Annotated in this window: 10 protein-coding genes; 8 read left to right on the top strand and 2 right to left on the bottom strand. The window is 58.9% G+C overall.

Going from position 1 to position 8,910, the window contains the following annotated elements; all coding sequences use genetic code 11:
- Nucleotides 1-72 precede the first annotated feature (72 nt).
- Nucleotides 73-270, bottom strand: a complete 198-nt coding sequence (locus tag ASE49_RS17680; RefSeq protein ID WP_082456344.1) for a recombinase family protein — start codon at nucleotides 268-270, stop codon at nucleotides 73-75.
- Nucleotides 271-725: 455 nt separating this feature from the next.
- A complete protein-coding gene (locus ASE49_RS06635) occupies nucleotides 726-1,724 on the bottom strand; it encodes an NAD(P)-dependent oxidoreductase (RefSeq protein WP_162234234.1) in 999 nt (332 codons plus the stop codon).
- 553 nt (nucleotides 1,725-2,277) lie between these two features.
- On the opposite strand from ASE49_RS06635, the gene ASE49_RS06630 reads away from it, so the two are divergent.
- From ASE49_RS06630 to ASE49_RS06595, 8 genes are all read left to right on the top strand, one after another.
- Nucleotides 2,278-2,892 carry an RraA family protein gene (locus ASE49_RS06630; protein ID WP_082456342.1) on the top strand — a complete coding sequence of 205 codons (615 nt, stop codon included), beginning with the start codon at nucleotides 2,278-2,280 and terminating at the stop codon, nucleotides 2,890-2,892.
- A gap of 14 nt (nucleotides 2,893-2,906) precedes the next feature.
- Nucleotides 2,907-3,929: an amidohydrolase family protein gene (locus tag ASE49_RS06625; RefSeq protein WP_056769615.1), complete on the top strand. Its 1,023-nt coding sequence runs from the start codon at nucleotides 2,907-2,909 to the stop codon at nucleotides 3,927-3,929.
- Between the two features lie 5 nt (nucleotides 3,930-3,934).
- Nucleotides 3,935-4,933 (top strand): hypothetical protein, encoded by a 999-nt coding sequence (locus ASE49_RS06620; RefSeq protein WP_056769612.1) that lies wholly within the window; start codon nucleotides 3,935-3,937, stop codon nucleotides 4,931-4,933.
- A gap of 13 nt (nucleotides 4,934-4,946) precedes the next feature.
- Nucleotides 4,947-5,345 (top strand): RidA family protein, encoded by a 399-nt coding sequence (locus tag ASE49_RS06615; protein ID WP_056769619.1) that lies wholly within the window; start codon nucleotides 4,947-4,949, stop codon nucleotides 5,343-5,345.
- Nucleotides 5,342-6,022: an RraA family protein gene (locus ASE49_RS06610; protein WP_056769611.1), complete on the top strand. Its 681-nt coding sequence runs from the start codon at nucleotides 5,342-5,344 to the stop codon at nucleotides 6,020-6,022. Before ASE49_RS06615 ends, ASE49_RS06610 begins: the two co-directional genes overlap by 4 nt.
- Nucleotides 6,015-6,677, top strand: a complete 663-nt coding sequence (locus ASE49_RS06605) for an RraA family protein (protein ID WP_056769610.1) — start codon at nucleotides 6,015-6,017, stop codon at nucleotides 6,675-6,677. The genes ASE49_RS06610 and ASE49_RS06605 overlap by 8 nt, the downstream gene beginning before the upstream one ends.
- Nucleotides 6,678-6,683: 6 nt before the next feature.
- A complete protein-coding gene (locus ASE49_RS06600) occupies nucleotides 6,684-7,397 on the top strand; it encodes a TetR/AcrR family transcriptional regulator (RefSeq protein WP_156370170.1) in 714 nt (237 codons plus the stop codon).
- Nucleotides 7,398-7,548: 151 nt separating this feature from the next.
- A complete protein-coding gene (locus tag ASE49_RS06595) occupies nucleotides 7,549-8,727 on the top strand; it encodes a cytochrome P450 (protein WP_056769605.1) in 1,179 nt (392 codons plus the stop codon).
- Nucleotides 8,728-8,910: the final 183 nt, after the last annotated feature.

Here is an 8,910-nt window from a genome sequence, read left to right as displayed (position 1 = left end):
GGCGCCGCGTAGCCACCAGGTTTGACCGCAACATCAAGACCTTCATGGCAACCATCGCCATCGCCGCCTTCGTCATATGGTGGCTCTAATGAGTCCGGACCCTAGTTTGCTAAATCCCTCTCGCTGCATCGCAGCTGTTGATCCCGAGACTGTTTCAGCAACAATCCGTCTTGGCTCAAGATGGAACCCCGCTGCCTTGATCTCAAGAACCTGATTTTCTGCAGTTTGATCGGCAGTACTGACACGACAATAAGCAAAAACACGCGACATAGATCACCCGTATCGAAAACGTGTTGCGAATTTTATGTCTTATCTAATACGCTATCAAGCTATATTTCGATACAGAATGAGATTCTGCATCGAAAAAGCTCATTATCGATACAGTACAGGGTAAAATGCGACGTCACTTTTACATTTATCAACGTTAGCATTTTTCTCACAAGGCCTGGCATCTTCCGACCAAAACGCGTCGTTCGCGCTCGGACTTTGAACGTCAGCTCCTGCCAGAACTGGCCGTTTGCTAAGGGCGATGCAGCCTGAGTTATTAAGGCCATTATGAAATCGGTTCTCATAGCTCGCGGCGGTCCAGCTATTGGACGCGCTACGGCAATCCCGGCAGCACAGGATGGTTGGTCCGTGGCGGTGAATTACCGAACTGATCTCAAGGCTGCCGAGGATTCACGCGGCGCGGATCGGTTGCGTGCCTACCATCATGGAGGGCGACCTCAGCCGCACGTCGTGGCTAGCCAGCGATCGGCGATCGCCGGGTTCCGGCAGCTGCCAGGCAAGTCACCGCTGATGAGTGTTTCGACATTTTCGGCGGCGACACGCGGCACGGCGAGCTTCGCTTCTTCGTTATGACCGATGCAGTGGGGTGTAAGGATCACATTGCTGCGTGATCGCAACGGATGATCCGAGGCGAGCGGCTCTTGCTCGAACACGTCCAGGGCGGCCCCCGCGACGCGACCGTCGTCCAATGCATCGATCAGCGCGCCTTCGTCGATCAACCCGCCCCGCGCCGTATTAACGAAGATGACGCCCGGGCGTACGGTTGCCAGTTTGTCGGCATTGATCAGGTGCCGCGTTTGCGGCGTGAGGTTGGTCAGGAGAAGGATGGCATCGCTGTCGGCGACCAGCGCGTCAAGAGTAACGAATTCGACGCCCATGTCCGCTGGTTGGTAGGAGTCGGCGACGACGATATGGCACGCCCAAGGCTTTAGCCGGTCGATCACCAAGCGGGCGATGCCACCAGATCCCACGATCCCGACCGTCTTCCCTTGCAGCAAGTTGCGCCGGATGCCGCCTGTGGCGAGGCTCTCGCGCATCGCACGCTCGGTCTCGTGCAGACGATAAAGCAGGGTTAAAAGCAACATGATCGTCGCCTCGGCGATGCCAAGCCGGTTTTCCTCGACCTCGCCGTTGACCACCGCGATCGTACGCTCGCTGGCCGCCTCGAGATCGATCCAGTCATAACCGAGCAGCGGAGAAACGATCGCCCGCAGCTTCGGCATCGCGTCCATCTCCTTCGAACCGCAAGGGACGAACAGCGATACCAGGACGACAGCTTCGTCCAGATTTTCCAGTCCATTCATCGACGAAGTGACCGACGACCGATGGATAACCCCTCGCGCCGTCAGAGCCTCACTTATCCAGCCAGCCAGTGCCTCGGTACGTTGATCGGCAACGATGTGAATCGAACCGTTGAGCTTGAGTAGAGATTTCAAATTTGAGAGCCCCATTTGCCGCTATGTCGCAATGCATACTGACCCATAAGGATCGATATACCCATATAACCATGCCACACGGATTATTGTGTAGTGACACGAAAAATAAAATGCCCCTTGAGGCTTAACGGCGCCTCGCGGGCTTTTCAGCGGCGCCTCACTGGTTCATTGCGGCCGAATGCCCATCCGCCCCGAGATGCGGAGCGTGGCCGTCGGGGGTAGTAGGAGATCGCGGTTAACGGCCGCCTGCCGCCGACCGGCCGATCATCGCCCATGTATGCCCGACTGAGCCGTATCAGTCTTGCCGTTGGGCGAGCACCGAAATGGTGTAGCGGGAGCCGTTCGCCTCCAAGGGTATGCTGCTCGATCAAGCGGTAGAGCAACATGCGGGCCGCTGCGCAGGCACCGACCTGGTCCGCTAGGGTTGTCAGATCCTACGTTGGGCGCAGCGCCAACTCGATTAAAGCCACGATCTCCGAATTTCACTTGTTAAGTCTTCCATACGGTGTGTATAAAGGAAAAAAACGATCCACTATTGTTGGGAGTAGGCTCCTTGGATTTTCATACGCAAGGGCAGGGTTCCGGATTTCCGGGCACGTCCAGCATTCATGAAGCCGCAGGCCGTATCGGCGCGCTTCCTTCCACGATAAAGCCGCTCGCCCTCACGATGACGCTCGCAGGCCCCGCGCTCCCGGTTCGCTGTCCCCCCGGAGACAATCTTTGGATTCATAGAGCGATGATAGAGGCCCGGCCGGGCGAGGTTCTCGTCGTCGACTGTGGCGGGGGGGGCGAGTTTGGCTACTGGGGCGAGATCATGGCGACGTCCGGCATTACCGTGGGCCTTGGCGGTCTCGTGATAACGGGCGGCGTGCGGGACAGTCTGGCCTTGATCGAGCTCGGCTTGCCCACATTCTGCGGGCGCGTTTGCATTCAGGGTACCGGGAAGGACCCGAATGGCGATGGTGCCGTGGGAGAACCAATTCGTATCGGCAACGTCACGGTGCGGCGGGGCGATCTCGTCGTCGGGGATGCGGACGGCGTGATGAGCCTGTGCGCCGATGTCGCCGACGGGTTCGTCGCCGCGGCGCGAGCGCGCGAACGCAAGGAAGCAGAGATACTGCAACGAGTTCGTGCTGGAGAGCCGACCTTGGACGTCTACAACCTTTAACGGGATGCCTCGCCATGATTATCGACGTACACTCGCACCTCTGGGCTCCGCCCGAACTGAACGCGATGGGGCTTAACCTTGTGGGCAGCGCCGGGCATTATTCCGGAATGGAACCGCGAATCCCGGACGAGCGCTTCCGCGAGCATCTCCAAGTCTTGCTTAAAGCGCTGGATCTCGTCGGAACCGAATTCCAGATGGTCTCGCCCCGCCCCTTTACAATGTTGCACTCGCACGGCGCGCGCCTGGTTGACGTTTGGACACGCTGGAATAACAATGCGATTGCGCAACAGGTCCGCCTCGCTCCTGACCGCTTCATGGGCATGGCCGGTCTTCCGCAGGTTCCGGGCGAACCGATCGAGCGTGTATTCCCAGAAATGGACCGTTGCCTGGACGAACTTGGCTTCAATTCCATCCTGATCAATCCCGACCCATCCGAAGGCACCGGCCATGTCCCGCCGATGGGTGATGCATACTGGTATCCTCTGTACGAGCGGATGTGCGAGCGCGACGTGCCCGCGTTGATCCACGCGGCGTCATGCTGCAACGGTCGCGAGACCTATGCGAACCACTTCATCACCGAACATTCCATCGCACTGCTGTCGATGATCAGGGATGGCGTGATGCAGCGCTATCCGAAGCTGAAGATTATCATCGCCCATGGCGGCGGATCAGTGCCTTATCAGATTGGTCGCTGGCGGGCGGAACGCGCTGCGTTCCCGAACTTCGGCAAGGGCAGCATCGAGGGCAAACTGAACGACGGCGCCGGCAGCTTTGACGATGACCTGCGTCGCTTCCACTTCGACACCTGCCTGCATTCTCCGCCAGCGATCGAATATCTGATCAAGACGGTCACACCCGATTGCGTATGCTTCGGAACAGAACGCCTCGGCAGCGGCTCGCCGATCAACCCTGACACCGGTCGTTCCTATGACGACGTGGGCCCCGAGATCAAAGCAATGAGCTTTCTGAGCGATGCCCAACGCAGTCAGATTTTCGAGGGCAATGCCCGTAAGCTGTTCCGCGGTCTGCCGGGCTGATCACCATGGCAGACATCGTCCTTGGCCTGGCCGCCTCACACAGCCCGCTACTCACCCTGGATTGGCCCGAATGGGAGCATCGGGCCCAGGCCGACCTGGAGAACGCTGCGCTCAACCTGTCTGATGGCCGGTTCGTGAACTATGCTGAACTCGTAGCAGAAATCGGCACGCCCTATTCGGCGATCGCCACACCAGAACAGTTCCGGGACGCCGCCGACCGTTGCCAGGCGGGGCTCGACCGCCTGGCAGGCGAGCTTGAGAGCGCCGAACCTGATGTTGTGATGGTCATCGGCGACGACCAAGGTGAATTGTTCCCACGATCAAACACGCCGGCGATTTCGGTCTATTATGGCGATGAGATTGTGACCAACGACGTTTGGGGCCGTGCCGACAAGTCGGAATGGATGAACGAGATGGCAAAGGGCTATCTGATGGATCGGGTCCATCGCTTGCCCGGCGCCCCCGAACTTGCGCTGGGCGTAATTGAGGGACTGATACGCGCCCATGTCGATGTGGGGGCTGCATCGTGCGTGGACGATCCGGTGACCGCCGGGTTCGGCCATGCGTTCGGCTTTATCGCCGAGCGGCTGTTTCGCCGCCGTTCCTATCCGATGCTGCCAGTGCTGCTCAATACCTATTTCCCGCCGAACGTGATGACATCCGAACGCGCATTCGAAGTTGGACGACATCTGCGATCGGCGCTCGTCGCTTGCCCGCGGGACGCTCGGGTTGCTGTAGTTGCTTCGGGAGGGCTCAGCCATTTCGTGGTCGACGAGGATCTCGACACGCGTGTTCTCGAAGGGCTGCAGCCGGGCAATAGCCACATGCTCACGTCGATCCCGCCAGGTGCACTCAATTCGGGCTCTTCGGAGATCCTCAACTGGATCATGACGGCAGGCGCGGCCGAGCACCTCCCTCTGAACTGGACCGAATATGAGCCGATCCGGCGGACACCCGCCGGAACAGGCGTGGGCGTGGGCTTTGCCTGCTGGCGTGCGAATTAGGATGGAGACGCATATGATATCGGCTCAACGAAGGAGCATCGAAGTCGAAGGCTTCGATCACGGACTGCAACCCATTCCAGCGGCTTCCCGCGTTGGAGGCTTGGTCATTTCCGGAGGGATTTACGGGCTCGACAGCGAGACAGGCAAACTGCCCGATGACGTCGCGACGCAGACCGAGCTGATGTTCCAACAGTTCGAACGCATTGTTGCCGCTGCTGGTGCATCGCTAGGCGATATCGTCCGCATGACCTTCTACCTCAAGGATCCGGCTGCGCGCGATCACATCAACCGCCAATGGCTCGGGTGCTTCCCCGACGCGGCATCGCGACCGGCTCGCCACACCCTGAACTACGATGGCTTGCCGGCGAACATGCTCGTCCAATGCGACTTCACCGCCATGGTGCCGGAATGACGCTCGTCCAGAAGGCTATCGCCAACCTGCTACGATTCGACAGTTGCACAATCTCCGATGCGCTGGACAACCTTGGCCTGCCGGGCGCCGTCCATGGTCTTCCGCCGCAGACGTTGATCGGTAAGCGCGTTGCCGGACGTGCCGTGACCGTTAAGCTCGGCCCGCCCATCGAAGGTCTACCCAAGCGCCACCTTGGCGCTGGCGCGGTCATGGCGGCAGAAACTGGCGACATCATCGTGGTGGAGAACCGCGGCCGGACCGACGTTTCGGGATGGGGGGGGCTCCTGAGCCGCGGCGCACTCCGCAAGGGCGTGAGCGCTGTGGTCGTCGACGGTGCCTTTCGCGACATCGACGAAGCGCGCGAGCTCGGCCTTCCTATCTTCGCCCGGAACGCCGTGCCGATAACCGCGCGCGGGCGAATTGCCGAACATGATTTCAACTGCCCCGTGACCATAGCCGGCATCGCCGTACAGCCGGGAGACTGGCTCCTGGCCGATGGCAGTGGGGTCGTATTCGTTCCGGCAATTCGGCTGGATGCGGTGATCGAAGTCGCCGAAACCATTCTCGCCAAGGAACAGCTCATGGCGCGCGATATCGAAGCCGGCATTCCCATCGGCGACGTCATGGGCGCTGACTACGAAGACATGCTCAAGATGATTGGGAAGAACAATGACTGAGAAAGTTGATCTGGCAACGCGGCTCACGACGGCCGGCGTGACGGCGCTTTCCGACGCACTGGACCGGCTGGGTATCGCGGGCCAAGCCGTCGGCATAATGCCGGTGGTTCGCACGATGCGCTTCGCCGGCCCCGCCTTCACGATCCGCATGTTGCCTGTTGGACAGAGCGGCGGGGTGGTCGGCGATTATATCGACGATGTGCCAGAAGGCGCGGTTGTGGCGATCGACAACAGTGGCATTCTGGACGAAACCGTCTGGGGCGACATCCTGACATTCGTGGCCCATCGTAAGGGCATCGCTGGAACGGTGATCGACGGCGTGTGCCGAGATAGCGACCGCTGCGTCGAGTTGGGTTATCCGGTCTTCGCACGCGCCAACACCATGCGAACCGGAAAAGATCGCACGACGGCCGACGCCTATAACGTACCGATCCAACTCGCCAAAGTCCGGGTCAATGCGGGGGACTGGCTGGTGGGAGACGCGGATGGCGTTCTGGCGATCCCCCAGGAGCGGGTAGAAGAAGTGCTGGCTATTGCTGCCACGATCGAGAAAGCTGAAGAGGCAATCCGTTCGATGATCGCGCAAGGCATGCGACTTGACGATGCGAGGCGGCAGGTGAATTATCACGCCCTGCAGACAAGACAAAAGGAATGATGCCGAGTGGCCGCAGATAGCCAGGGAAAACGTGGTAAAACGGCAGAGGCTTCGCTCCCTGCGACAATGCCAGCGAAATCCCCAGTGAAGAAGCCGCGCGCGGTCCGTCAGCGTGCAGAACAGCAACGCGCTGTCGAGACGCGCGAGAAGATCATCGATGCAGCCGAACAGGAGTTCGCCAGCAACGGTTTCGAAGGCACCTCCACGAGGGAAATTGCGAAGCGCGCCGGCGTGCAGCATACGATGATCACCTACCATTTCGCCGGCAAGGATGGCCTGTGGCATGCTGTTTTCGATCGTCTGAGCGGCGAATTCGTGACCCTGCAAAGGGATCGGCTGGAAGGTCTGCGCGGTGTCGATAATAAGACGAAGCTGCGCTTGATTCTAGAGGAATTCATTCGGTACAGTGCTAAAAATCTCAATTTTCATAAGTTGATGACGCACGCATCTACAGAACCGAACCCCAGACTTGATACCATCGTTAATAATTATGTTGGCCAATACTTCAAGATGGTAACCGGCCTTATCGAGCTTGTTCAGAAAGAGGGTTGGTTCATCGAAGGAGAACCTAATCACTTGCATTACCTGTTCATTGGCGCATCTACACGAATTTTCATGCAAACGCCCGAGGTCATCAAGGTCATGGGACGCTCCCCGCTGGAAAAGGATTTCGTCGATATGCATATCGAGAAATGCCTGGAGCTCTTTTTCCGCGACTGACGAGGGCGGGCAATTCCAGATATCGCCAAGACGTGGCGTGCTGAGCGCATATTAAACTTTACGCTCGGATATTTTAATGCCACTAAATTCTCCGAACGAAAGATTGATAGTCTCGCCGCGGCGGGCCGTCGTCTGGATATGGGAGAGTGTGATGACCGAACCACAAGACCGGCTTTTCGATCCACTGGACGGCCGGTTTTTTGAAGATCCCTATCCAACCTATCGCCGCCTTCGCGATCAGGCGCCAGCTTATCGTGACGACGCGACGGGCCTGTGGCTGATCACCCGCTATTCCGACGTGGAGCGCGCAGCGATCGATTACGAGACCTTCTCGTCCTGTCGTGGCAACGTGACAATTGATGCGCCGATGCGCGTGGGCAAGACGCTGGGCTCGATGGATCCCCCGCGTCATGATCAACTCCGGCGCGTCGTCCAGCGCACCTTGTCCCCCACGCGCGTCGCCAATCTGGTTCCAGTCATCCGCGAGGAGACCCGGAGACGGTTGGCGATGCTCGCGGATCGCGAGGTTTGTGATTTCGTCGCCGACATTGGCAAGCCATTATTATTCGGTGCGATCGGCCTGCTACTTGGGTTGGATGAAGAAGCAGCAGCAAAGTCAGGCGCGCTGATGACCGGCCTGTTCCGTGGTGATGACGGGCCTATGGGCACCGTTCTGCCTTCGGAGCGCTTCGACCAGATCGGACAGTTCCTGGCCGGAGAACTTGCTGGCCGCGAGGAAACGCCAGGGGACGACCTGTTTTCAGTTCTGCTGGAAGCCAAGCGACAGGGCGCTCCCCTAAGCGATCCCGAAATCGTGGCTAACCTATCTACCGTCCTTCTCGCGGGCAATGCGTCGGCAGGCCATCTTTTCCCGAATATTATGAATGCGCTTTGGCTCTATCCCGACGAACGCCGCAAGGTGTTGGCCGACCCTTCTAAGATTCATGCCGTCATCGAGGAGAGCGTCCGCTGGGATACGTCGACCCAATGCTTCGCCCGCCAAGTGATGAAAAACGTCAGGATCGGCGACGTCGATATCCCGGCGGGATCCCGGGCGGTCATTTTCTTCGGATCGGCCAACCGGGACGAGCGGGTCATCGACCAGCCGGACCTGTTTAACATCGACCGCAAGCGTGTGAAGCATTTTGGTTTCGGCGCGGGACAGCACCTCTGCGCGGGCGCCTTCGTGGCCAAGTCCATTCTCAAGAGCATCCTGGAAGAGATCCTGCCGATCCTCGGCGAATATGATCTCGATCTGAATCACGCCGAGCGCGCGCGCCATGTGATGGTCCGCGGATTTACCAAATTGCCGATCTCATGGACGCGCTAGTGGATTGATTTTGACATTTGCATCCCCTGGCGGCTGGGATGGGTCTGCAAATGTCAAAATCGTAAAATCCACTAGAATCAAAGGTTTCTAGGGTCCGGACCCATAAACAGGATTCCCAGCAGCGCCGGGATATGATTCACCATCCTCCAGCAAGGAGGTATGGCGGATGGCGGATTTCTTCTG

The sequence above is a fragment of the Novosphingobium sp. Leaf2 genome (assembly GCF_001421325.1).
In the GTDB taxonomy this organism is placed as follows: Bacteria; Pseudomonadota; Alphaproteobacteria; order Sphingomonadales; family Sphingomonadaceae; genus Novosphingobium.
Note: the sequence above shows the minus strand (reverse complement) of the source record. Positions and strands in the feature narration are given on the sequence as shown.

What these genes read in the sequence shown, in the direction of transcription:
- ASE49_RS17680 (WP_082456344.1), bottom strand. Translation starts at nt 270, where the DNA reads ATGTCGCGTGTTTTTGCTTATTGTCGTGTCAGTACTGCCGATCAAACT.
- ASE49_RS06625 (WP_056769615.1), top strand. Translation starts at nt 2,907, where the DNA reads ATGATTATCGACGTACACTCGCACCTCTGGGCTCCGCCCGAACTGAAC.
- ASE49_RS06620 (WP_056769612.1), top strand. Translation starts at nt 3,935, where the DNA reads ATGGCAGACATCGTCCTTGGCCTGGCCGCCTCACACAGCCCGCTACTC.
- ASE49_RS06615 (WP_056769619.1), top strand. Translation starts at nt 4,947, where the DNA reads ATGATATCGGCTCAACGAAGGAGCATCGAAGTCGAAGGCTTCGATCAC.
- ASE49_RS06610 (WP_056769611.1), top strand. Translation starts at nt 5,342, where the DNA reads ATGACGCTCGTCCAGAAGGCTATCGCCAACCTGCTACGATTCGACAGT.
- ASE49_RS06605 (WP_056769610.1), top strand. Translation starts at nt 6,015, where the DNA reads ATGACTGAGAAAGTTGATCTGGCAACGCGGCTCACGACGGCCGGCGTG.
- ASE49_RS06595 (WP_056769605.1), top strand. Translation starts at nt 7,549, where the DNA reads ATGACCGAACCACAAGACCGGCTTTTCGATCCACTGGACGGCCGGTTT.